21 protein-coding genes and 1 tRNA gene are annotated in these 24,163 nt (G+C 39.7%); 9 read left to right on the top strand and 13 right to left on the bottom strand.

Annotation, left to right across the window (positions count from 1 at the left end; all coding sequences use genetic code 11):
* The first annotated feature begins 31 nt into the window (after positions 1-31).
* A complete protein-coding gene (locus TPSD3_RS02865; RefSeq protein WP_086486662.1) occupies positions 32-1,063 on the top strand; it encodes an IS630 family transposase in 1,032 nt (343 codons plus the stop codon).
* Between the two features lie 32 nt (positions 1,064-1,095).
* Here TPSD3_RS02865 and TPSD3_RS17210 read toward each other — a convergent pair whose 3' ends face one another.
* A complete protein-coding gene (locus tag TPSD3_RS17210) occupies positions 1,096-1,239 on the bottom strand; it encodes a response regulator transcription factor (RefSeq protein ID WP_140048465.1) in 144 nt (47 codons plus the stop codon).
* A 365-nt stretch (positions 1,240-1,604) separates the two neighbouring features.
* Between TPSD3_RS17210 and TPSD3_RS02870 the strand changes: the two genes are divergently transcribed.
* Positions 1,605-1,877, top strand: coding sequence for a hypothetical protein (locus TPSD3_RS02870; protein WP_086487078.1), 273 nt, complete (start codon positions 1,605-1,607; stop codon positions 1,875-1,877).
* 84 nt (positions 1,878-1,961) lie between these two features.
* A complete protein-coding gene (locus tag TPSD3_RS02875) occupies positions 1,962-2,993 on the top strand; it encodes an IS630 family transposase (protein WP_086486662.1) in 1,032 nt (343 codons plus the stop codon).
* Positions 2,994-3,222: 229 nt separating this feature from the next.
* On the opposite strand, the gene TPSD3_RS02880 is transcribed toward TPSD3_RS02875, so the two are convergent.
* The 12 genes from TPSD3_RS02880 to nhaA all read right to left on the bottom strand — a co-directional run bounded on the left by TPSD3_RS02880 (position 3,223) and on the right by nhaA (position 16,672).
* Positions 3,223-4,521: a Ni/Fe hydrogenase subunit alpha gene (locus TPSD3_RS02880; RefSeq protein ID WP_086487079.1), complete on the bottom strand. Its 1,299-nt coding sequence runs from the start codon at positions 4,519-4,521 to the stop codon at positions 3,223-3,225.
* Positions 4,518-5,312 (bottom strand): NADH-quinone oxidoreductase subunit B family protein, encoded by a 795-nt coding sequence (locus TPSD3_RS02885; RefSeq protein WP_086487080.1) that lies wholly within the window; start codon positions 5,310-5,312, stop codon positions 4,518-4,520. Before TPSD3_RS02885 ends, TPSD3_RS02880 begins: the two co-directional genes overlap by 4 nt.
* Before the next feature lie 176 nt (positions 5,313-5,488).
* A tRNA-Phe gene (locus TPSD3_RS02890) sits at positions 5,489-5,564 on the bottom strand.
* A gap of 177 nt (positions 5,565-5,741) precedes the next feature.
* Positions 5,742-8,465 carry a microcin C ABC transporter permease gene (locus TPSD3_RS18280; RefSeq protein WP_086487081.1) on the bottom strand — a complete coding sequence of 908 codons (2,724 nt, stop codon included), beginning with the start codon at positions 8,463-8,465 and terminating at the stop codon, positions 5,742-5,744.
* Positions 8,466-8,506: 41 nt separating this feature from the next.
* On the bottom strand, positions 8,507-9,592 hold the full coding sequence (locus TPSD3_RS02900) for a microcin C ABC transporter permease YejB (protein ID WP_086487082.1): 1,086 nt from the start codon (positions 9,590-9,592) through the stop codon (positions 8,507-8,509).
* A 37-nt stretch (positions 9,593-9,629) separates the two neighbouring features.
* Positions 9,630-11,525, bottom strand: a complete 1,896-nt coding sequence (locus TPSD3_RS02905) for an MFS transporter (protein ID WP_217884355.1) — start codon at positions 11,523-11,525, stop codon at positions 9,630-9,632.
* Between the two features lie 45 nt (positions 11,526-11,570).
* A complete protein-coding gene (gene hypA, locus TPSD3_RS02910; protein ID WP_086487083.1) occupies positions 11,571-11,915 on the bottom strand; it encodes a hydrogenase maturation nickel metallochaperone HypA in 345 nt (114 codons plus the stop codon).
* A 3-nt stretch (positions 11,916-11,918) separates the two neighbouring features.
* Positions 11,919-12,179 carry a HypC/HybG/HupF family hydrogenase formation chaperone gene (locus TPSD3_RS02915; RefSeq protein WP_086487084.1) on the bottom strand — a complete coding sequence of 87 codons (261 nt, stop codon included), beginning with the start codon at positions 12,177-12,179 and terminating at the stop codon, positions 11,919-11,921.
* A gap of 75 nt (positions 12,180-12,254) precedes the next feature.
* Positions 12,255-13,583 (bottom strand): metalloprotease PmbA, encoded by a 1,329-nt coding sequence (pmbA, locus tag TPSD3_RS02920; protein ID WP_086487085.1) that lies wholly within the window; start codon positions 13,581-13,583, stop codon positions 12,255-12,257.
* Between the two features lie 85 nt (positions 13,584-13,668).
* A complete protein-coding gene (locus tag TPSD3_RS02925) occupies positions 13,669-14,550 on the bottom strand; it encodes an alpha/beta hydrolase (RefSeq protein ID WP_086487086.1) in 882 nt (293 codons plus the stop codon).
* Between the two features lie 39 nt (positions 14,551-14,589).
* Positions 14,590-15,441, bottom strand: coding sequence for an SIR2 family NAD-dependent protein deacylase (locus TPSD3_RS02930; RefSeq protein ID WP_086487364.1), 852 nt, complete (start codon positions 15,439-15,441; stop codon positions 14,590-14,592).
* A 34-nt stretch (positions 15,442-15,475) separates the two neighbouring features.
* The gene (gene nhaA / locus TPSD3_RS02935) at positions 15,476-16,672 is read right to left on the bottom strand and encodes a Na+/H+ antiporter NhaA (protein ID WP_086487087.1); all 1,197 of its coding nucleotides are present in this window, start codon (positions 16,670-16,672) and stop codon (positions 15,476-15,478) included.
* Between the two features lie 180 nt (positions 16,673-16,852).
* On the opposite strand from nhaA, the gene TPSD3_RS02940 reads away from it, so the two are divergent.
* From TPSD3_RS02940 to TPSD3_RS02965, 6 genes are all read left to right on the top strand, one after another.
* Positions 16,853-17,782: a hypothetical protein gene (locus tag TPSD3_RS02940; RefSeq protein WP_086487088.1), complete on the top strand. Its 930-nt coding sequence runs from the start codon at positions 16,853-16,855 to the stop codon at positions 17,780-17,782.
* A 1-nt stretch (position 17,783) separates the two neighbouring features.
* The gene (locus tag TPSD3_RS02945) at positions 17,784-18,524 is read left to right on the top strand and encodes a DUF3426 domain-containing protein (protein ID WP_176329704.1); all 741 of its coding nucleotides are present in this window, start codon (positions 17,784-17,786) and stop codon (positions 18,522-18,524) included.
* 154 nt (positions 18,525-18,678) lie between these two features.
* Complete coding sequence (hisC, locus tag TPSD3_RS02950) at positions 18,679-19,755, top strand: histidinol-phosphate transaminase (RefSeq protein ID WP_086487090.1); 1,077 nt, start codon at positions 18,679-18,681, stop codon at positions 19,753-19,755.
* 48 nt (positions 19,756-19,803) lie between these two features.
* On the top strand, positions 19,804-21,159 hold the full coding sequence (locus TPSD3_RS02955) for a TRZ/ATZ family hydrolase (protein WP_086487091.1): 1,356 nt from the start codon (positions 19,804-19,806) through the stop codon (positions 21,157-21,159).
* A 141-nt stretch (positions 21,160-21,300) separates the two neighbouring features.
* Positions 21,301-22,848 carry a CYTH and CHAD domain-containing protein gene (locus TPSD3_RS02960; protein WP_086487092.1) on the top strand — a complete coding sequence of 516 codons (1,548 nt, stop codon included), beginning with the start codon at positions 21,301-21,303 and terminating at the stop codon, positions 22,846-22,848.
* Positions 22,849-22,886: 38 nt separating this feature from the next.
* Positions 22,887-24,131: a GAF domain-containing sensor histidine kinase gene (locus TPSD3_RS02965; RefSeq protein ID WP_086487093.1), complete on the top strand. Its 1,245-nt coding sequence runs from the start codon at positions 22,887-22,889 to the stop codon at positions 24,129-24,131.
* Positions 24,132-24,163: the final 32 nt, after the last annotated feature.

Here is a 24,163-nt window from a genome sequence, read left to right on the forward strand (position 1 = left end):
TATAATAATACTTTTTAAATAGGAGAGAATAATGAACAAGAGATATGAAGATTTAGAAGAGTTAATGTCAACAGGTGAAGCGAGAGAAGTGAAGCGAGCGATGGCAGTAAGAATGTCTTTGCTTGGTTTTGTGCGTGCGGAAGCGGCTTTAGCGTGTTGTGTCAGTGTGCAATTTGTGGATAAATGGAAAGCCATTTATTTAGCGTCAGGGGTGGAAGGATTAAAGTTAGCGTATAAAGGCTCGCCAGGGTATTTAAAGCCGCGTGAACGAGAAGATGTGATTAATTGGATACAAGAAAAGAAGACAATAACAATAGAGGAACTAAAGAGATACTTAAAAGAGGAGTATGATGTTTTCTATTCTTCAAATACTTCTTATACTAAATTATTAGAAGAAGCGAATTTAAGTTATAAGAAGACACACAAAGAGAATTCGGCAAAAGATGAGGTAAAAGTAGAAGCTAAAAAAAAAGAGATTAAGGATTTAATAGATAAGGAGCGTGAACAGATAGAAAGTGGAGAGGTAATGTACTGGATGCAAGACGAAAGCCATCAGTTGTGGGGAGATATTTGTGGTTATGTTTGGTCGAAAAAAGGAGAAAGAACGTCAATAAAGATGAGTAATTATCGCACTTCTCAAACGTGGTATGGAGCGGTGAATATTTATACGGGAGAATTTATTTTAGATAGGGCAAAGAAAGCTGATACAAAATATACGATAGACTTTATTAACTGGCTCATTTACAGATATAAAGAAGCCCGTCATGTGATTATTTGGGATGGTGCAAGTTATCATCGTTCTGAAGGTTTAAGAACTTATTTAGAGAAATTAAATGGGGGACTTCCAGAATCAGAATGGAAAGTTCGTTTATTAAGATTTGCGCCCAATGCCCCAGAGCAAAATCCAGTCGAGGATATTTGGCTTCAAGGTAAGAATTGGGTCAGAAAGAATTTTCATCGTCTATCAAGCTTTAAAGAAGTCACTAGTATGTTTGAGACCTTTTTGTCAGGTAAAGTGTTTAAGTTTAATAAAATTAAACAGTATCTTATACCTAATATCTAGCTAGATATTAGAACTTAATTTGTTTTTATATCTCACATAATTTTGGTATGTCTCATTTGACGACCATCTTTAGCCAATTGAGCTGAATAACCTTGATAGGCCAAGTAATCCTTCAGCAATTGACCAAAAGCCTCGTCATCATCAACCACCAAAACTGTTCCCGTTGATTCAGACATGATGTTAAGTCCTTGTTAAGTTTTTGTTTGTTTTTCGTTACATGTTGTCATTACATTTGTAATGTGCTATTTACAAAAAAATGACTGACGCAACGCACCATTGATAAATTCCCTTTGTCTCATAGTGAGTTTGCACGCCGTTTTATCCCTACGGCGAATCAATATCCACTTGTGTTTCAAATTCTAACACATCCCATGTTAAGAATTATGATTTAACACCCGCATTTTCGTTACCAATCTTTACAAAAAACTAGAGAAAAAGAGGAGTAAAAAAAATAAGGTCACCTATAATTATAGTCAAGTAATAAATAAAACCTATTGCCACACAAGTTCTATATCACCTTGAATATCTACGGAGATTTAACATGCTATCCCCCCATCCTTTCCGTTATTCCTTCATAATAACTTTAACTGAATTACCCGTAACAATTTGCGTGATATGTTATTGGAAGGCGTTTATTGGATACTTTGCTCATCAATTTTCTCGTTCATGGACAAACCTCAAAAACGAGTACAAAGAGATTGCTTTTGAATACGAAGAGAGCGAAAACGCTCAAAACATTCACGAAGCCACCCGTGCCGTTATCATGCGTGAACTCAGTCCAGATGCGTTTGGAGATGAATACGATTGGCGGTAAACATGTCGTTAGACACTTCACGTTTATATTATATACCAATTTTTTCAGAGTCGTATAATAATACTTTTTAAATAGGAGAGAATAATGAACAAGAGATATGAAGATTTAGAAGAGTTAATGTCAACAGGTGAAGCGAGAGAAGTGAAGCGAGCGATGGCAGTAAGAATGTCTTTGCTTGGTTTTGTGCGTGCGGAAGCGGCTTTAGCGTGTTGTGTCAGTGTGCAATTTGTGGATAAATGGAAAGCCATTTATTTAGCGTCAGGGGTGGAAGGATTAAAGTTAGCGTATAAAGGCTCGCCAGGGTATTTAAAGCCGCGTGAACGAGAAGATGTGATTAATTGGATACAAGAAAAGAAGACAATAACAATAGAGGAACTAAAGAGATACTTAAAAGAGGAGTATGATGTTTTCTATTCTTCAAATACTTCTTATACTAAATTATTAGAAGAAGCGAATTTAAGTTATAAGAAGACACACAAAGAGAATTCGGCAAAAGATGAGGTAAAAGTAGAAGCTAAAAAAAAAGAGATTAAGGATTTAATAGATAAGGAGCGTGAACAGATAGAAAGTGGAGAGGTAATGTACTGGATGCAAGACGAAAGCCATCAGTTGTGGGGAGATATTTGTGGTTATGTTTGGTCGAAAAAAGGAGAAAGAACGTCAATAAAGATGAGTAATTATCGCACTTCTCAAACGTGGTATGGAGCGGTGAATATTTATACGGGAGAATTTATTTTAGATAGGGCAAAGAAAGCTGATACAAAATATACGATAGACTTTATTAACTGGCTCATTTACAGATATAAAGAAGCCCGTCATGTGATTATTTGGGATGGTGCAAGTTATCATCGTTCTGAAGGTTTAAGAACTTATTTAGAGAAATTAAATGGGGGACTTCCAGAATCAGAATGGAAAGTTCGTTTATTAAGATTTGCGCCCAATGCCCCAGAGCAAAATCCAGTCGAGGATATTTGGCTTCAAGGTAAGAATTGGGTCAGAAAGAATTTTCATCGTCTATCAAGCTTTAAAGAAGTCACTAGTATGTTTGAGACCTTTTTGTCAGGTAAAGTGTTTAAGTTTAATAAAATTAAACAGTATCTTATACCTAATATCTAGCTAGATATTAGAACTTAATTTGTTTTTATATCTCACATAATTTTGGTATAGAATTCATTTGTACTTTTGAAATATCTAAACGAAAAAAAATCAAAGCAAACAAATGACAATTAGAATCCAAACGGATTATATAGACTGGCGAAATCAAAGCGTCCTATCAAAATCCCACGATGCACTGAACCGCAATTCACATCAATAACTTGATGATGAAAATTGCGATTCAGGCAAACTAACCTTCCCGCAACACGTTCAATTTCAAAAAATGAGTCGCACAAGAAATGCACGGATCGTAATTACGAATCACGGTTTCTGCGCGCAACCGCAAGGCTTCATCGCTGTGATCTAAGCCCATCGCCTCCAATGACCACTTTAAATCTTCTTCGATACGCGGTTGATTTTGACTGGTAGGGGGAACGATGCGCGTTGCCAAGACTTGACCGCGCTCATCCAACGTCCACGTGTGCCATAACATGCCTCGCGGAGCTTCAGTACAACCAAAACCTGTCCCCGCTCGCGGAGTCACCTCCACATAAGGGCGATCAGGTAATTCGTATTGTTCTAAAATACGCAAGGCTTCCAACAAGGCAAAATGCACTTCTACCGCCCGCGCCACAATACTGTGAAACATATTATTACTGGGAAATTGTACTGCGGTACGTTCTACATTTAAACGCACGGATAAGGGTAATTGCGCATAATTTAAATTTACCCGCGCCAATGGCCCTACCAAATACGGTTTTTCATGCAGTAAAGAATGCAAAGCCGTTGAATGCGGCACATGAAATTCTCGAAAATGTTGTTCATATTCACTAATAGGAATGAATAAACCTACATCTGACATTAAATCGCCTTCATTTAAAGGATATTCCTCAGAATGATGCAAGGCAACCGAAACAAAATCTTGATGATTATCAGGCAGTCCCAATGAAGCCGTCCAGCGCACTAAGGCCTCGGCTTGGGGAATCGCTGCCCGCAAATCCGCGATTAATTTTCTCACATCTTCATGGCTAGGGGCTTTATAAAAACCACCCACTTTAACCCCAACAGGATGTACCGAACGTCCGCCCAACATCCGAATAATTGCATTACCCAAATGCTGCAAACTGAGACCGCGTTTTAATTCAGCCGAATACTGTGCCGCCATTTCTGTCGCACTTTTATAACCAAGAAAATCAGGCGCGGCCAACAGATGAATATGCAAATTATGACTTTCTAGCCACTCGCCACAATAGAGTAAACGACGCATTTTCCGAATCCAAGGCGTTGTTTTCACACCAAAAATCGACTCAATCGCATGAACCGCACTCATTTGATACGCCACAGGACAAATTCCACAAATCCGTGCCACAATATCAGGCACTTCGTGGTATTCTCGCCCTTCGAGAAATTTTTCAAAAAAGCGCGGCGGCTCAAAAATTCGTAGAGCCAATTGCTCAATTTGTCCTGCTTTGACAACGATGTCTAACCCGCCTTCGCCTTCGACTCGCGCCAAAACAGGCACGGTGATGGTTAAATCACGTGTACTCATGTGGATTCCCCCAGTTGAGCGATAGCTTTAACGTATTCTGGACTTTGATTATTAAACAGCGCAAAACGCCGCGCAATAGTATCACGTGCCAAGCCGGTTTCTTGTAAACATTGACTTAACGAATGGGTATTAATAGTTTCTGCGGGGCCGTAGCAGGAATAACAATCACGTTGCTGACGCGGACAAATTACGCCGCACCCCGTGCGGGTGACAGGCCCCATGCAGGGCATTTGTTGTGTCACCATGACGCAAACTTGGCCTAAGCGTTTGCATTCACTGCATAATTTATCTTGTTCTAAGGGGGGCGTAACGCCGAATAATAAGGCGCGAATGGTGGATAACACTTGATAACTGTTCACAGGACAGCCGTGGAGTTCCAAATCAACATGGACGGCTTTAGAAATAGGGCTGGCGGTGCTTAGGGTGCTAATGTAGTCAGGAAGGGCGTAAACACTGGTTGTCCATGCGTGGGCATCGTGAAGATTTTTTAGGGCTTGTATGCCGCCTGCCGTGGCACACGCGCCAATGGTGACTAAATATTGGCTTTGTTGTCGCACGGCGTGGATACGTTCCACTTCTTCTTCCGTAGAAAGACTGCCTTCGACAAAAGCAATATCAACCGGCGTATCGAACTGAATCGCCCCCGCTTCGACAAAGTGAACAATATTAACGGCATCAGCGACTTGCAACAATTGTTCTCCCAAATTGAGAAACGCCAATTGACAGCCGTCGCAAGAACTGAATTTATGAATGGCAACCGTGGGTTTACGGTTTACCGTGGTGTGGCTCATGATATAGACTCCTCAACACGCTAACAGTGCTGGTCTAGTATGTTTTTGATGAAAAACTAAGACTTATGTTAGGGCTATTTAAGAAGATTAACAAGGCAAACCACGCGCAGGAAACGCGAAAGAAATTAAAAGAGAAAAGGGAGAATGGTAAAGAAAAGCGGCGAGGAGAAATAAGATGGTGGCCAGAGGTGGAATCGAACCACCGACACGAGGATTTTCAGTCCTCTGCTCTACCGACTGAGCTATCTGGCCGTTGCTTGGATTGAAGCTGTGCATTAGACCATATCTAATTATTGCTTGTCAAGCGTTTTGTAAAAATTCGGTAAAATTTCCTAACTTTGACAAACCCGCTGCCAGCGATCTATCCAAACAAGCGATTATTGTAGCGATTGTGAGGTAAATTGTAAAGGGGGGATTCAATTTTTTCCGTTACTCACCCGCATTCACACTCAAATCAAACGCCGCTGACAGCAATGCTTTGGTGTAATTTTCTTGTGGATGATTAAACAAAATTTGCGCCTCGCCTTGTTCAACCACCTGTCCATTTTGCATGACAATTAATTGATCACTTAATGCCCGAATTACCGCCAAATCATGACTAATAAAAATATAGGCTAATTGATATTTTTGTTGAAAACTTTGCAACAATTCAATTACCTGTTTTTGTACCGAACGATCTAAAGCTGACGTTGGCTCATCTAAAATAATTAATTTCGGCTTTAATGCCATGACTCTAGCAATCGCAATGCGCTGCCGTTGTCCGCCTGAGAATTCATGAGGATAACGGTGGCGCGTTTCTGGGTCTAATCCCACTTCAATAAGAGCCTGAATAATTTGTTGCTCTTTCTCAGCCTTATTCCGTGCCAAACGATGCAAAGTAATGCCTTCGCCAATAATTTGCCCAATCGATAAACGTGGACTTAAACTGCTAAATGGGTCTTGAAAAACAATCTGCATTTCTCGACGCAAAGGACGCAATTGCGCCCGCTGCATTTTATGCAATAAACGATTTTGAAAAATAATTGATCCTTCACTGCGAATTAAGCGCAAAATAGCCAACGCTAATGTTGTTTTTCCCGATCCACTTTCTCCCACAATGCCCAAAGTTTGCCCTGCGTGCAATTGGAAAGAAACCTGCTCTACTGCACGAATATAATCCACTGTGCGTTTTAATAAACCTTGTTTAATGGGAAACCAGACTTTTAATTGCTCGACTTTTAATAACGGTTCGCCTTGTGCGGGTGTGGTTTTTAATTTTGGATTTGGTTCTGCATTTAACAATTGTTTAGTGTAAACATGCTGTGGTGCATTAAACAATTGTTTCACGGGAGCAGATTCCACAATTTTACCCTGCTGCATCACACACACATGATCTGCAATTCGCCGCACAATATTTAAATCATGGGTAATAATTAATAATCCCATATTCATTTTTTGTTGCAATTCTTTTAATAACTGCAAAATCTGCGCTTGAATTGTAACATCTAATGCCGTGGTCGGTTCATCAGCAATTAATAAATCAGGTTCATTGGCTAATGCCATCGCAATCATAACCCGTTGCCGCTGCCCACCCGACAATTGGTGTGGATAAGCCTGTAACCGTTGTTCAGCTTGAGCTAAACCCACTTGGGTTAACAATTCAAGAATTCGCGGCCGCGCCTCAGCCAGCGACGTTCCGCGGTGCAAAGCCAACACTTCTCCCACTTGTTGTTCAATGGTATGTAGCGGATTAAGTGAGGTCATTGGTTCTTGAAAAATCATGCTAATTTTATTACCGCGAATCGATTTTAAAACCGCTAATGATGCGCCTAATAATTCAGTATCGTAAAAGCGAATCTGTCCTTGCGGATGAGTGGCTAATGGATAAGGTAATAATTGCAAAATAGACAAGGCTGTAACTGATTTTCCCGATCCACTTTCCCCCACAATCGCCAGCGTTTGCCCGCGGTCTAAAGTAAAAGACACCCGATCTACGGCCAAATTTTCAGGAGAAGTATGAGTAAATAACACGGATAAATCAGAAACTTGCAAGGTTTTTGTATGAGAATCAGTAGCGTATTCACTGGGTGTTGCTGTGCCAACAGAGGCGGCGGGAATCAGTTTGTTTTTTGCAACTTTAGGGCTTTTATGAATAATTTTACGCGGATCAAACGCATCTCGTGCGGCTTCACCAATAAAAATAAGTAAACTCAATAAGATAGCCAATATCAAAAAAGCAGTAATCCCCAACCACGGGGCTTGTAAATTGGCTTTACCCTGCGCCAACAATTCCCCTAATGAGGGCGAACCCGGTGGCAAGCCAAAACCCAAAAAATCCAATGAAGTCAAGGTGGTAATCGAGCCATTAAGAATAAACGGCAAAAAAGTCAGCGTCGCCACCATCGCATTGGGCAGTGTGTGACGAAACATGATCACCGTTTGACTCACTCCCAAAGCCTGAGCGGCGCGAATGTAGTCGAAATTACGGGCGCGCAAAAATTCAGCCCGCACCACCCCGACTAAAGCCATCCAACTAAACAACAACATAATGCCCAATAACCACCAAAAACTAGGCACAATAAAGCTGGATAAAATAATAATTAAAAATAAAACAGGCAAACCTGACCAAATTTCGATAAAGCGTTGAAATAATAAATCGACCCAGCCGCCTAAATAGCCCTGAATTGCCCCTGCAATAATGCCAATAATAGAACTGGTAATAGTCAGAATTAAACCAAATAAAACCGATAAACGAAAACCATAAATTAAACGCGCTAAAACATCTCGCCCTTGATCATCCGTTCCCAACCAATTTTCACTCGATGGGGGCGCAGGCGCAGGCACAGGCAAATTATAATTAATCGTGCCATAATGATAAGGAATTAACGGCCAAATCGCCCAACCATTTTCCTCAATTAAATCACTTAAATAAGGGTCTCGATAATCCGCAGGTAAATCTAAATCTCCACCAAATGTCGCTTCAGTATAATCAAATAAAACAGGAAAATAATAAGCCTGTTGATAATGAATTAATAACGGGCGATCATTGGCGATCCATTCTGCAAATAGACTAATGAAAAATAACACCGCAAAAATCCACAATGACCACCAACCTCTGCGATTGTGGCGAAAATAATGCAAACGACGTTGATTCAGTGGGCTTAATTGAATCAAGAAAATCTCCTTATTTTGCGTTATGTCGATAAAGAAAAAAATTAAACCTGTCTGCTTTCAAAATCAATGCGCGGATCAATAAGAACATAAATTAAATCACTGATTAAATTCAACACCAATCCCAGTAAAGAAAAAATAAATAATGTTCCAAACATAATCGGATAATCCCGATTAACCGTCGCTTCAAATCCCAACAATCCCAGACCATCTAAAGAAAAAATAACTTCGATCAGTAAAGAACTGGTAAATAAAATGCCAATAAAAGCACTGGGAAAACCTGCAATGACAATTAACATCGCATTTCTAAAAATGTGACCATATAAAATTCTTTTTTCACTTAATCCTTTGGCTCGTGCAGTAATCACATATTGCTTATTAATTTCGTCTAAAAATGAATTTTTAGTCAACATCGTTAATGTGGCAAAACCACCAATAACCATCGATAAAATCGGTAAAGTTAAATGCCAGAAATAATCAAGAATTTTTCCCATTAAATCTAATTCAGCCCAATTATCCGAAACTAAACCCCGTAAAGGAAATAAAGTAAAAAAAGAACCTCCCGAAAATAAAACAATTAATAACACCGCTAATAAAAACCCAGGAATCGCATAACCCACAATCACAATTGCACTTGTCCATACATCAAATCGACTCCCATCCCGCGTGGCTTTGGCAATGCCTAATGGAATCGAAATAAAATAGACTAATAAAGTTGTCCATAATCCCAAAGAAATAGACACAGGCATTTTTTCAATAACCAAATCAATCACCGCCTGATCTCGGTAGAAACTATGACCGAAATCCAAGCGCAAATAATCAGTGAGCATTTTAAAAAAACGCTCATGGGCAGGCTTATCAAAACCATACATGATTTCCAATTCTTTTATCAACGCGGGATCAACACCCTGCGCACCACGATATTGATCGTTAAAAGAAAAAGACACCGTTTCACTCTGATCCGCACCACCAAAGCGGGCTGTGGCTTCAATTTGATGGTGTTTTATTTTAAACAACATTTGCTCAACAGGGCCACCGGGTGCCGCTTGCACAATTAGAAAATTAATCAGCATAATTCCTAATAAAGTAGGAATAATTAACAGCAGACGGCGTAAAATATAAGTTCCCATATTTTTTATCCTAAAACTTAAATCTAAAACGCATTATTTAACGCCAATCTCCTCTTAATTCGGAGACGTATTGTTGTAATTGTAACGCGGTAATTGTTTCGGGCAATTGTGCGGGCGCAATGGTTAATTCAATTTGAGAACCAATGCCTCGCGGCAAACGAAATATTTTTCTTTTTCGACTAAAAATACTGCCCCATAAACCGCGTAATGCCATCGGAATAACAGGCACAGGCGCGACCGCTAAAACCCGCTCCACACCCGGCCGAAATGGCTGCAATTCGCCATCTTTAGTCAATCCGCCTTCAGGAAAAATGCACACCAATTCACCGTTATTTAAGGCTTCTTTAATATCAACATAAGCTTGTTCTAAAATTTCTGGATTTTCTTTACGTCCCGCAATGGGAATGGTACGCGCTGTTTTAAAAATAAAATGCAATAAAGGCAGTTGATAAATTTTATAGTACATCACAAAACGAATCGGCCGAGAACAACACGCCATAATCACTAAAGAATCCACATAACTCACATGATTGCATACCAATAATGCCGCGCCTTTTCTCGGAATATGATTTAATCCCACTTTTTTAACGCGATAAACCGTATGAATTAATAACCACGCTAAGAAACGAATGAAAAAAACAGGGATAACCGTAAAAATATAAATCGCCACAATGGCATTTAATAATGCCGCAATTAAAAACAATTGCGGAATGCTAAAATTTAACACGGTTAAAATAACAATGGCAAGTAATGCCGAAGCCACCATAAACAGCGCATTTAAAATATTATTTCCCGCAATTAATCGTGCTAATATATTAGAATTGCCTTGTTGTTGAATGTAGGCATAAAGCGGCACAATATAAAACCCACCAAACATGCCAATAAACATAATATCCAACATCACGCGCCAATGCGTCCAAACCGCGATAAAAGCCATTGCGCCAATGAATTCTCCCGTATCATGCAATGGATTTTGCACGGCAAAAGATAAATCTATACTAAAAAGGGTAATTCCAATCGCGCCAAAAGGCACTAATCCCACTTCAACTTTATGCCCTGACAATCGCTCGCACAATAAAGAACCCAAGCCCACACCAAAAGAAAATAAAGTTAATAATAAGGTCACCACGGTTTCATCGCCACCCAAAATAAAACGGGTGTAATTGGGAAATTGTGCCAGATATAATGCACCATAAAACCAAAACCAAGAAATCGCTAAAATAGACAGAAAAATATAACGATCTTGCGCCACTAATTTTAACATAATCCAAGTCTGTGAAAATGGATTCCAATTTATTTTCAATTCAGGTTCAGGTGCAAGAGCTAATGGAATAAAACGACTGGCGAAATAACCTAAAAGTGCAATGCTAATGACCGTGATAGAAACTAATATTATTCCAGAGTTAAAAGAAATTAAAACTCCCCCCGTAATTGTTCCTAATAAAATCGCTAAAAATGTCCCCATTTCCACAATGCCATTTCCACCCATTAATTCATCTCGCTGCAAATGTTGCGGCAAAATGGCATATTTAATGGGGCCAAATAAAGTAGATTGCGCTCCCATTAAAAATAAAATTAACATTAACAAAATAATATCTTGTAAATAAAATGCCACAGCAGCCAATAGCATAATGACGATTTCTAATAATTTAATATAACGAATTAATCTTGATTTTTCATACTTATCGGCCAATTGTCCCGCGGTCGCAGAAAAGAGGAAAAATGGCAAAATAAATAAAGCCGCACTTAAATTGACTAATAAATTGGTATCTGTTTGAGCTTGTGCGGCTTGGAAAGCGATTAAAATAACCAATGCGTTTTTATACACATTGTCATTAAATGCGCCTAAAAATTGCGTGAAAAAATAAGGGGCAAAACGACGTTCTTTAAACAAAGAAAATTGGCTGTGTTCAGGATTTTCATTCATATTCATAACAAAAAGAATCGCCCATAAATTAAAAAAATAATATCAAGTCAATTAACGCAGTAATTCTACTCGCATTAACAACAATTCATCGCCACTCATCACTTGAGTATGCCAACTGCCACAGTGCAAACAAAGCAGTTTATTCACACTGACTTCCGATTCTTTTTGACAGTCTGAACAACGGACTTTAATCGGAGCCGTTTCTAAATGTAAAATGGCCGATTCGGCCACCGTTCCCAATTTAGCAATGCTAAACGCATTGGCTAATAATTCGGGTTCTATGCCTGATAATAAGCCAATTTTAACCGTAATGCTTTCGACTTGACGCGCCTCATTTTCATGAGTAATTTTCTGCACTTGATTTAACAAGGCTTGGCAAATTGACATTTCGTGCATAATTTAAATTTCACGGCTGGCCAATTGGGCGTTAATTTCATCTTGTAAACGCACCATTTCATCTAATAATTCCCAAGAAGATTGCGCTTCTTGTTCGGTCATTTTTTGAATGGCATAACCCACATGCACCATCACATAATCGCCCGCACTCAACGCTTCATGTTGCAGCATAAACAAGCTGACATCACGCTCTACCCCTTTCGCCGCACAACGTGCAATAAATTGGTTAATTTCCACAATTTGCATCGGAATTCCTAAACACATTTTACAATCCTCATCTCTCAATTAAACACAATTATTATAGTCTAGCAGCAAGTCCATTGATTATCTGTATTTAAATTAATTTTTTCCTGCGACCATCACTTGATCAATTAAGCAAGAACCCACTCGCCAATTACCGCGTGTTTCTATATCCATTGCCATCGCTTGTAATCCTAGAAACATCTCTTTTAAAGAACTGGCAATAGTAATTTCTTTAACAGGATATTGGATTTTTCCCCCTTCTACCCAAAAACCATCTGCACCGCGGGAATAGTCTCCAGTGACTAAATTAACGCCCATGCCAATTAAGCCTGTTATTAATAAACCTTTATCCATTTTCTTTAATAAGGCGGTTAAATCAGGTACAATTTCTGTTGTTTCTAAAGTTAAATTGCGCAATCCGCCTGCATTTCCCGTACTTTTTGCGCCCATTTTACGCCCAGAATAACTGCTAAACGCATAGCCTAATAATTCGCCTGCATTAACCCATTCTTTAGCTTGCGTGGCAACCCCCTCATTATCAAAAGGCGCACTGCCTAATCCTTTTAATAAATGCGGTTGTTCATAAATGCGGACATGAGCGGGAAAAATAAGTTGTCCTAATTGATGTTGTAAAAAAGAAGCGTTTTGATATAAACGATTGCCATCAATTGCAGCCGCAAAATGAGACAATAAAGAAGTGGCAATGGGCGCGGCAAAAATAACAGGAATGCGTTGCGTTTTTAAATGCACCGCACCTAAGCGAGAAACCGCACGCCGTGCTGCTTCTCGGCCAATTGCCTCCACAGGGGGTAATTCATCAAGTACACGAGAAACCCCATACCAAAACCCCGGCTGTTTTTCGTCTTTCTCTTCAGCCGCCACAGCACAGGTTAAGCTGTAGCTCGTCGCCGACCAACCCCTTAAAAAATCGTGTGAATTGCCATAGATGCGTGTGCTAGAATGACTTGTAAATTCAGTCCCTTGCGCATGAATAATACGAGAATCATGCGCGAATGCAGCCGCCTCCGTTTTTTCCAACCAAGTCATCACTTGTTCTTGTGTGAGAGATGCAGGGTGATACAATTGTAGATCGGGAATATCGGTCGCCATCAATTCGGCATCTGCTAAACCCGCGGCAGGGTCTTCGCTGGTATAACGTGCCGCCTCACAAGCCGCTTGCACCGCGTTTTGAATCGTCTCTGCCCTAAAATCGTGCGTGCTGGCTGAACCCGAACGCTGCCCAAAATACACCGTAATCGCCAAATGACGGCTTTGTTTAAACTGCACCGTATCCACTTGTCTATGGCGTATTTCTGTAGTCTGTGCGGTAGAAAGAGACGCGACCGCCTCAGCACTACTCGCACCTTCACGCCGTGCCTGCGCCAACAATTCGCGCACATGTTGCATTAACTGATCCAGTTCCATAACAATAACATCCTTTTTTAACTATTTTAACGATTAAGAATAATGCCATATTGATTATCGCATTATTCCTAATCATGAATCATCATTAGCGATTTAAAAAGCCATTCATTATTTCTACGACATCATCGGCATATAAATCACGAAAGAAATGATCCGCGCCCATAATATCATGATGGACAATATGGCTAAATTGCGCAGTTAATGCAGCCATTTCATTGGCTAAATTAACCGAAATATTATCTTCACTGCCACTGATCACTAAAGTGGGTATTTTAATTGAAGGCAATAAATAAGGCGTGTGCATTTCTGGCACAGGCTCATAATAGGATACAAAAGTAGCCGCAGTGGCCTGGGTTTCGGGACAATACAAGAAAGCGATTTTAGACAATAATTCGTTGGCTTTATCATCATTAACCAGTTGTTTTGCTTTGGTTAATAAGGCTTGTTGGGTCTCAGTTAAAGTGACATTAACTCGCGTCATCGGTGCCAATAACACTAATGCAGTGACTTGAGGCACTTCATTTTGTGAGACAAACCAAGCGGCTTGATTGCCACCGCGAGAATGTCCTAATAAAACAATATTGCCCGCATTTTGCGCTTTTGCCCATTGCAACCAAGCGTTAATTTCTTCTAAAGCATCGGTGTGGCGATGAGTGTGCGTTTGCTCACAAGGATATAATTGCAAAGCACGATCATTTTGTCCCAAACTTAAATTAATTGACAGCACATTAAAATCATGATCATTTAATGTGGCTTGCAATGTACTTAACGTGTCCATTTGCGCATGACCTAATGTACCATGCACCATGACAATCAGCGATTCATTCGCTAAAGATTTACCTTTAGCCAGTGTTAAAACACCATTTAACATCACATCATGATGCTTAATTTGTACCGATTCAGCATATACAGGTAAATTAAATACCATTAAAAATAACGCAAAAAACACAGAATAAAATTTCATCATAGCTCCTTAATTAATTGGTGAGAAAAAACAGAGAAAAAACTAAAATGAGACTGGCACAATCTGCTCAATAGCCGCTAATGCACCCAAAGGCAAAGTAATATCACTTTTTTTAGGCACTTGATAATCACGTGGATTAATGCGAATTAAAGACATTTTTAATAAATGCGCCACATATTCTGATTGATGACGGACTGTGGCCACATTTTCTCCTGCGCCCATTTCAACAATTGCCGTTTTTACTTTTTGTTGCCGTAATGTATTAAGATAATGTTGCCATTTTTCTATTTGCATATCCGTGCGATCACTAAGCCAATAACAATCGCCAAACATTAAAATATTGGGACGCGCTAATGCACCACAATGTAGGCAAATAGGTAACGGTAATTGTGCCTTAAAAGAAACCATATCCACTTCCACTTGCGTTTCCTCTGCTGACCAAATCATTTGACCACAATGCTTAGTGCATTGCAAATGGTGAATAGAACCATGACACTCTACAATATTTTCTGGATTAAATCCTGCTTTTTGAAACTGTCCATCTACATTAGAAGTAAAAACGAAATAACCATGTTTTTTCTTCTGCACAAAAGACAGTAATTGGTAAAAACCTGGATGCGGTTTTGTTTCTCGATATAAATTTAAACGATGCCCATAAAAAGCCCACGCTAATTTAGGATCGCGTTTAAACCAAATCGGATTGGCCATATCGCTAAAGGAATAGCCAAATTTAGCCAAAGGCGGATAGGCTCGCCAAAAGCCTTCTTTACCGCGAAAATCAGGCAAACCCGAATCCACGCCCATGCCTGCACCCGCTAAAATCACCACCGCATCCGCTTCTAACATCACTTGTTGCGCTTGACTCAAGGCGATTTGTACCTCAGAATTGCTCATTTTTTCTTCATCCTTATTATCCATAAATGTCATTCTATTTGCTGTGCATTCGCAATAAGAAATAACCCAATAATGCTGAAGCCAATGAACCGACAATAACACCTAAGCGAACTTGATTCATATAATCTTCTTGCGTAAATGCTAATGAACCAATAAAAAGACTCATGGTAAAACCAATACCGCATAAAATAGAAATCGCATATAATTGCCACCAATTACTATTATCAGGTAAACGCGCTAAACCAAAACGTATCGCCATCCAAGAAAAACCAAAAACACCCAATTGCTTACCAATAAATAAACCTAAAATAATCCCTAAAGGAATGGGTTCAAATAAACTGCCTAAGGATAAACCTGTTAAAGAAATTCCTGCATTGGCAAAAGCAAAAATAGGCATAATCCCAAAAGCCACAACAGGATGCAAAGAATGTTCTAATTGGTATAGTGGAGATCGTGAATGACTCACGTTATTATCTTGATCTTTCACTCGTAACGGAATGAAAAAAGCAAGGATAACTCCAGCCAATGTTGCATGTAAACCTGATTTTAAAACACAAATCCATAAAAATAAACCCACCACTAAATAAACCGCTAAATTACTGGCATGAGCATAATTTAATAAAAATAAAATCGCAATGGCAATAAGAGCTAAAAATAAAGGCGCAAAATAAAGATGCTCACCTGAATAAAAAATGGCAATAATTAAAATCGCACCTAAATCATCAATAATGGCTAAAGCCATTAAGAATAATTTTAAAGAAGTTGGTACGCGACCGCCTAAAAGAGCCAATACCCCCAAAGAAAAAGCAATATCAGTGGCAGAGGGAATTGCCCAACCATTTAAAGTATCACTACTAATGCCATTAATGCTAATATAAATTAAAGCAGGCGTAAACATACCGCCAATCGCCGCAATAACAGGTAAAATCACCTGAGATATTTTTGACAATTGACCTTCTAACATTTCTCGTTTTAATTCTAAACTGACTAATAAAAAGAAAATTGCCATTAAACCATCATTAATCCATAATAATAATGGCTTACTAATTTCGAGTTCTCCCACTCGAATTTCCACCAAAGTGGCTAATAATTTATTGTATAATGGGGACAAAGGCGCAATATTGCTCATCAATAAGGCTACAACAGCCGCAGTGAGGAGTAAAATGCTGCCAGCGGTTTCCATCTGCAAAAAACGGCGCAGGGCTTGCAGCGAAGCGTGAACAAAATTCATAAATTACAATTTCCCTCTCATTAACAGACTAATTCTATTTTAATTTTTTACCGTGAATAACACCATGATGTCACATTGATTTTGCGTTTAACGCTTGGCATTATACTGAAAATAGCGGATTGGTGTTATTATCGTGATGTTTAATTTAACTTTCTTTTTATCCGATTCGAGGAAATATCTATGAATGCGTCTGATTCAGACTCTAAAGAAAATCACTTAACTTCCCAAGTTGCCCCTACCAAATCTGTATCACCAGATGCGGTGATGAATTGGTTAAAAACCACGCAAGGGGTTATCACTTCCATTATTGCAGTTTTAGTGGTATTGCCTTCGTTAATTAATGCGACAATGGATATTTATATTTCCTTGTTTAATATTCCACGCACAATCAGCGAACAGTATAATCAAGAATTGTTTAAAAAACATTTCCAAGCTCTGCCTATTCACACTGGCTCTAGTGTGATTAAGACCAAAGATGGAGCGGAATTGGCGATTAAACTCAGTGTTTATGAAAATGGGGATATTTATGTCGAATATGGCAATTATTCCCAATGGTTTCCTTTTAAGCCCAGCGATAGAAATGTCCAGCTTATGGATCGTCTTATTCCTACGGCATTGGCAGCGCAAAGTGTGCGGGCTTCTCCTTGTGAAGATGCGGAGGCAAGTACGTCTAAATCTTCTGATTTTTTCGCGCCTATGCACTATTATATCCAAACCGATTCTCCTTTAACGGGACGCACTTTTCAACGGGAACGTTTATATGATGATGGTTGTCAAGAATTGATCACCATTGATATTAATTCAGGTAAAATTGTTGAGCGTCATTTTAAACGTATTGAATTGTCAGAAGCCCAAAAAACCTTGATGGAAGAACGTGCTATTCATTTATTTGCGCCACAAGTGATTGATATTCAAAAAATCCAACGATCTTTGTTTGATTTTTCTCCCATGACGGTGACTGAATCGCCATCTCACTCGCCAGAACTTTCTATTTCTGAATCTGACTCTGACTCTGAAGCAGGAATTCAACCCGAATCTGGCTCTCAATCTGATACAGAAAATGATGTGAAACCTTCAGATTCTTTAGAACCTAATGCCGAGCGGAATTAGAATGGCTAATAAAGTTGCAATGTATGCTCAATGTCCAGAATGTGATGAAGTATTTGGAATCACTAAAGCTGAATTAAAAAAACCGACAGAAATGTTAATTTGTCCAGCATGTCAAGCTGAATTTTTGCCGGTGGGTCACTTGCATAAAACTCCACCGAAAACTGAGAAAAAACCACCGCCAAAAATTGAAAATGAGCCTGTTATAACCGAAGAATTGCCCCCTGCATTGCGGGTGGAGAAAAGTTTTTCTTTGGGTCGTTTTTTATTATGGACAATAGTGGTGCTTATTTTAGGAACATTATTGGCAGCGCAATATTTATGGTTAGCTCATCCCAAAATGATTTTAACACATTCCACATTACGTCCTGTTTTAGACGATGCTTGTGTGTTACTTAATTGTCGTTTGCCGCCCGTACAGGCTTTGGATCAATTTCAAGTCAGTAATCACATGGTGCGCTCGCATCCAAATGTGTCTTATGGTTTGCAAATTGACCTCACTTTTGTTAATTTAGCGGACTTTCCCCAGCCTTATCCCAAATTGCACCTTATTTTTGAAGATTTAAACGGAGAAGTGGTGGCCAAACGCCAATTTGAGCCATTTGAATACATGAGTGAGTCACGCGACACATGGCAGCAACGTCTGATCGCGCCCAATGAAAGTGTTCACGCTAAATTAGAACTAGCCGATGCCGCGCCCAATGGCGAAACGCGGCTACATGGCTATCGTTTTGAGTTTTTATAAGCCCATTTTTCATCTTTCTGTCTCTCGGTTTACTTTATGTAAAACGGAAAAGTGGCAGCAAGTGAATAATGGATTTTTCTCATTTTACCGTCAAAAAGCGGATTTTTTGCTCTTTTTAACAAAAATCTGCCATGACCTCTGTTAGAGTGTTGTTATGAAAACTGCCGTTACGGATTGGATACGCCCAGAAATCTTAGCCTCATCCGCTTATCATGTGGCTAATGCCGACAATCTAATTAAATTGGACGCAATGGAAAATCCCTATCGCTGGGATGAAAGCCACGTTGAGGCTTGGTTACAACGTTTGCGCCATGCGGCGGTGAATCGCTATCCCGATCCTCAGGCCAATGCGGTAAAAAATCATTTGCGGGCAGTGATGTCTATTCCTGAAGAATTTCCGTTATTATTAGGCAATGGTTCTGACGAATTAATTCAGTTATTAATGCTCGGCATTCACGCGCCCAATCGTGCTATTTTATCCGTAGAACCTAGCTTTGTGATGTATCGTTTATTAGCGCAATTATTAGGTTTAAATTATATTGGCGTACCGTTGCAATCGCCTGATTTTAGTTTAGATTTACCGGCCATTTTAAGCGCGATTGAGACCCATCAACCCGCCCTTATTTTTCTCGCTTATCCGAATAATCCAACGGGTAATTTATTTGATGCCCAAGCGATTCATCAAATCCTTGCCATTAGCTCTGGAATTGTGGTTATTGATGAGGCTTATGCACCGTTTACTGAGGCGACTTTTTTATCGCAATTAAAAATTTATCCTAATTTATTGGTGATGCGTACTTTATCCAAGTTGGGATTGGCTGGATTACGTTTAGGCTTATTAACGGGCGCAACGGAATGGTTACATCAGTTTGAAAAATTACGTTTACCTTATAATATCAATGTATTAACACAACTTTCTGTCAGTTACGCACTGGATAATTATCAAGTTTTACAACAACAAACCCAATGTATTCGTGAAGATCGCGCTCGCTTAATCGCTGACTTACGTCAAATACACGACGTGCTTCAGGTGTGGGACAGTGAGGCAAATTTTGTGTTATTTAAGGTCGCACATGCCAGAGCCGTATTTGAACAATTGCGCGCCGCGGGTATTCTAATTAAGTGCTTAGACGGCAGTCATCCCCAATTGGCTGATTGTTTACGAGTGACTGTGGGAACACCAGAAGAAATACGTATTTTTTTGCAGGCTTTAGAAAGAATCATTGCATAACTTTTTGTTTTTATTATCTTTATTACTTCTCTGAATTTTGGATAAATCATGCAACATGTTGACACGCTTATTTATGCGGGCTGGATTATTCCTGTCGTTCCTGAAAACGTGGTTTATGAACAGCACGCGCTGGCCATTCAAGATGGAAAAATTGTTGGTTTACTGCCCAATAGTGAAGCGGTAAGTCGTTTTTCAGGTCGAATTACGCATCGTTTACCCAGTCATGTCCTCATTCCCGGCCTGATCAACACGCATACCCACGCGGCGATGAGCTTGTTGCGGGGAATTGCCGACGATTTACCGTTGCAACAATGGTTGCAAACGCGCATTTGGCCAGTGGAACAAGCATGTATAACTCCAGAATTCGTTGCCGATGGAACACGTTTAGCGGTGGCCGAGATGCTGCGCAGCGGTGTAACGTGTTTCAATGACATGTATTTTTTCCCTGATGTGGCGGGAGACGTGGCGGCTGAAGTGGGTATTCGTGCAACAATTGGTTTGATTGTATTAGATTTTCCCACCGCATGGGCGAATCAAGCCAGTGAATATTTAAGTAAAGCCAAAGATGTGTATAAAAAGTTTCAACATCACCCTTTGATTCGTACTGCAATGGCACCGCATGCGCCTTACACCGTGTCAGATAATGCGCTACAAGAAGCATCGGAATTGGCTGAACAATTTAATATTCCCTTACATATTCATGTGCATGAAACCATAGAAGAAGTGGAAGCCGCAGAAAAAGAATTCGGTGAACGGCCAATTAGCCGTTTACATCGTTTAGGATTGATTAATTCTCGTTTAATTGCGGTTCATGCCACGCAATTGCAAAATGATGAAATTAAATTATTTGCACGAGAAGGTGTAAAAGTGGCACATTGTCCTGAATCTAATTTAAAATTAGCCAGTGGATTTTGTCCTGTGCCGAAATTAAGTCGAGTTAATATTGTGACGGCATTGGGAACGGATGGGGCAGCCAGTAATAATGATTTAGATGTTTTAGGAGAAATGCGCACCGCAGCCTTATTAGCCAAAGGGTTAAGTCGAGATGCCAGTTGTGTGCCTGCGGCAGAAGCTTTGAGAATGGCCACATTAAACGGTGCTAAAGCACTCGGTATTGATCACATTACAGGTTCATTAGAAATTGGTAAATCAGCCGACATTACGGCTTTAGATTTAAACCATTTAGAATCTTTACCGATTTATAATATTTTGTCGCAATTGGTTTATGCGATTGGACGGGATAAAGTCAGTGATGTGTGGGTGGCGGGGAGACATTTGTTAAAAGCACGTGTTTTGACTTCCATTGATATTCATGAATTGCAAGCAAAAACATGGCTTTGGCGTGAGCGTATTGTTAAGATTTTGCAAAAACAAGCCAAAGAAGCCGCTCAAAGCAGCGAATAAGGAATTTTTTCATTAAACAGGGATAACGCGGATGGCGTGGCGTTGTCTCTGTTTTTTTATTTTGTTAGACCCGCCGCGAAAATCGTTATAAGATAGCCACAAGCGACTGTCCGCACTTTGCATACCTAAAGAGTTGATAAAATGAGTATAGAAACTGAATTAAAATTGCAAATATCCCCCGAAAAAATCGTTGATTTTCAACAACATCCTTTGTTACAAACCGCTAAACAAGGTTTAACAGAAAAATGGTTGCATAATACTTATTTCGACACCCCTGCGCACGATTTGCTGGCGGCGGGTGCGGGATTAAGAATACGTTTAATAGAGGATCGGCGTTTACAAACCTTGAAAACGGGCGGACAAACCCAAAACGGACTCCATCAACGCCATGAATGGGAAGTGGAAGTGTCGAGTGATACGCCAGATTTGAAATTATTGCCCAAATTTATGCGCATTAAAGGTTTATCTCGCAAATCATTACAACAACAATTAATTCCTGTCTTTATCACTGAATTTAAACGCAGCACGTGGGATTTACAATGGGATAATGATACGCTCATTGAAATTGCTTTAGATCAAGGGCAAATTCGCACGGAAAAAAATGAGCAATTAACTCTTATTAGTGAGATTGAATTGGAGTTAAAATCAGGCTCGCCTTCTGCTTTATATCAAGTGGCATTGGCCTTGCAAATGGACATCGCTTTAACTTTAGAAAATCGCAGTAAAGCCGAGCGAGGTTATGCCCTGCATCATCCACCTGAAATTGTGGCGCATAAAGCAGGTCAAGTGGCTTTAATGCCAGAAGATAATGCCGAAACCGCTTTTATGACCATTTGCTGGCATTGTTTGAATCAATTACAGGCGAATGAAGCGGCTATATTGCAGCATAATGATCCTGAAGGCATTCATCAAATGCGGGTGGCATTGCGGCGATTGCGTTCGGCTTTTACTTTATTTCGTGATTTAATTCCTAAATCCACGCAAGCGGTGTTTTATGAGGATTTAAAATGGATCACGGAACAATTAGGGATTGCCAGAGATTGGGATATTTTTTATTTGACTCTTGCTGAAATGGCAACGCAATTAATAGCAATCGATTCAGATTATGATTTGTCTCCTTTAAAACAAACCGTTATTGATTTGCAACAAACGGCTTATCATCATGTGCATTCGGTGTTAATGGGACAACGTTATCACCGTTTATTGTTGCAATTGGGTTATTGGTTGACAGAGCGAGTGTGGCGATTGCATTTAAATGCAGAACAGTTATTGTTATTAACGCAACCTGCGATTGAATTTGCGAATCGTACTTTACACAAGCGTTATCAAAAATTGCAAAAGAAAGGCGAGAAATTGTCTATTTTATCGGCTAATGAACGCCATCAAGTGCGAATTGAAGTTAAAAAATTGGCTTATGGCAGTCGTTTTTTTGCAGCCCTTTATCCAAGTAAAGTTACGCATCAATACAGCCAGAAATTAAGCCAAATGCAAGATGTTTTAGGGGTGTTAAATGATGGTTATGTCGCCGATCAATTGTGTCAAAAAGCCCAGATTTTGCCTGACAGTTATTTACATGCTTTATTAAAAGGTTGGTATTTGCATCAATACGCGCTGCAACAACAGCAATTAGATGCTGATTGGCAGGCCTTATTAACCCAGAAAATTTTTTGGCAAAAACCAAATCCTTAAATTGATCGCCAAATGATGCCATTTTGATAGGTTTAATTATGAAGTTATTTAATCGCTATATTCCTGCGCCAAAACCTGTGAATGAAACAGAGCGTTTGGCCGCATTAGCCCGTTATGAAATTTTAGATTCTGAATTTGAGCAAAATTTTGATGATTTAGCCCAATTGGCTGCGCATATTTGCGGCACGCCCGTGGCATTGATCAGCCTAATTGATGACAATCGCCAGTGGTTTAAATCGCATGTGGGCATAAAGGCTACGGAAACACCGCGTGATGTGGCATTCTGTGCGCACGCAATTTTGCAGCCTAATCAAGCCTTTATTGTTCCTGATGCCCATAAAGACCCGCGTTTTGCCAATAGTCCGCTGGTGATGGAGCAACCGTTTATTCGTTTTTACGCGGGCGCGCCGTTGGTGACAGCGGAGGGGTACGCGCTGGGGACTTTGTGCGTGGTAGATTCCATTCCACGCGATTTAACGCCACAACAAACAGAAGCCTTGCAAGCATTAAGTCGCCAAGTGATGGCACAATTAGAATTGCGGCGTAATTTGATTCAATTAAATCAAAGCAATCTGGAATTAACGCGCTTAAATCAAAGCAAAAATGATTTTTTAAATATGGCTGCTCATGATTTAAAAAATCCGTTATCAGCAGTTAAAGGTTATGCTGAGGAAATTATTGAGACGAGCCATGATCTTCGTATAGAAGAGGTAGAAGAAATGGCTAAAAATATTGCTAAAGCCAGTCAGCACATGTTTGAATTGGTGATTAATATTTTAGATGTGAATGCCATTGAGCATCAAATGGATAATTTAAAATGTGAACCTGTAGATATTGCCGAAATTTTACAGCAATTAAAAGTGCAGTATCAACAACGTGCCGCATTAAAGCAAATCGAATTGAAATTGCAAATTGACAGTCAACGCTTGGCTTATGCTCACGCCGCTTCTGCACAGCAAGTATTTGATAATTTAATTTCTAATGCTTTAAAATATTCGCCCTTTGGTCGCCAAGTGACGATCCATTTGCAAGTGCTTGAAAATAAATTGCAAGTGGCCGTGCAAGATCAAGGACAAGGACTCAGTCAGGCTGATCAACAAAAATTATTCCAAAAATTCACCCGTCTTTCTGCACGTCCAACAGGTGGCGAGCATTCGTCAGGATTGGGTTTATTTATTGTGAAACGATTGGTGGAAGCCATGCACGCCGAAATTTATTGTGAAAGTGAATTGGGAAAAGGCGCACGTTTTATTGTGCGCTTTCTTCTTGCCGCTGATACTTGAAACTTTTTAATGAATTTAGTTTTTATTACTGA

Source organism: Thioflexithrix psekupsensis, assembly GCF_002149925.1.
Classification (GTDB): domain Bacteria; phylum Pseudomonadota; class Gammaproteobacteria; order Beggiatoales; family Beggiatoaceae; genus Thioflexithrix; species Thioflexithrix psekupsensis.